Consider the following 894-nt stretch of genomic DNA (forward strand, 5'->3'; position numbering starts at 1 on the left):
TCGTCACTGACATAGCTCGTATCAGCAGCGCCATCGATCAGCGTGTAGGGCGCTTGTTGATGGGTTTTGGTTTGCTGTTCCTCTGCGATAGTTTCTAACTGGGTCTTAATCGCTTTGTGGTCATTGACCTGACGTCCTAGTCCCGTTGCCAATTGCGTTAAGCGTTCAGCCAGATGCTGACCACCGAGTGCCGTTTGAGTGAGAGTCGGGGTGTGCTGTTGATAGTTGTGTTGCTCAGATTGCGCATGGGTTTGCGGCTGGGTAGAGAATACTAAAGCTTCGCCCGACTTGATATTGATTTGAGCATTAGTATTGGCATTGATGCCTTGACGTTTACTACTGGCACCATCACTTTCAGCATTAATGATACCCATCTTTAGACTAGCAGCCACTTGACCATCATCGATGTTTAGCTGCGAGTACGCTTGCTCATCTCTATGATCGGTAATCCATTCTGATAGGCCATTGCCCGTGTTGCGATAGCCACTCTCAACAGCTTGTTCATTGTCCGTGGCGAATAGGCTAGGGCGCGTGCTGGACAATAAGCTACCCGTATTGATTAAGTGCTCGCCATCACCGATCGACTGCATCAGAGTTTGGTCGTCAGTTCTATGAGTGAAGTGACTGCCATAGTTGGCCCCTGCTTGGGCCTCTGTCCGATTGATAGGTTGGGCAGGGCTGTCCAGTAGATAGCTTTTGGTCGGGGTCATATGATTGCGACTGTCGGTATCGCTTTGAGCATCTGTGATACCAGTCATTGGCGGTAGCACGCGTTTGCTATATAAGCTACCCACCCATGGCGTGTCTGCGGTAATCAGACGCAGCTGGGTTAAGTGAATGCCTGCCTCTAGAGTGGAGGCATGACGTTCATGATGGCGACGACTGATGGTTAGA

Annotated in this window: 1 protein-coding gene; it reads right to left on the reverse strand. The window is 50.2% G+C overall.

Annotated elements, in window-relative coordinates; genetic code table 11:
• Positions 1-894 (reverse strand): type VI secretion system Vgr family protein (locus ACT3RN_RS15865; protein ID WP_444518843.1); only part of this gene is annotated, 894 nt, incomplete at both ends.

Origin of the sequence: Psychrobacter sp. AOP5-GZ1-6, from assembly GCF_052376345.1 — a bacterium.
In the GTDB taxonomy this organism is placed as follows: Bacteria; Pseudomonadota; Gammaproteobacteria; order Pseudomonadales; family Moraxellaceae; genus Psychrobacter.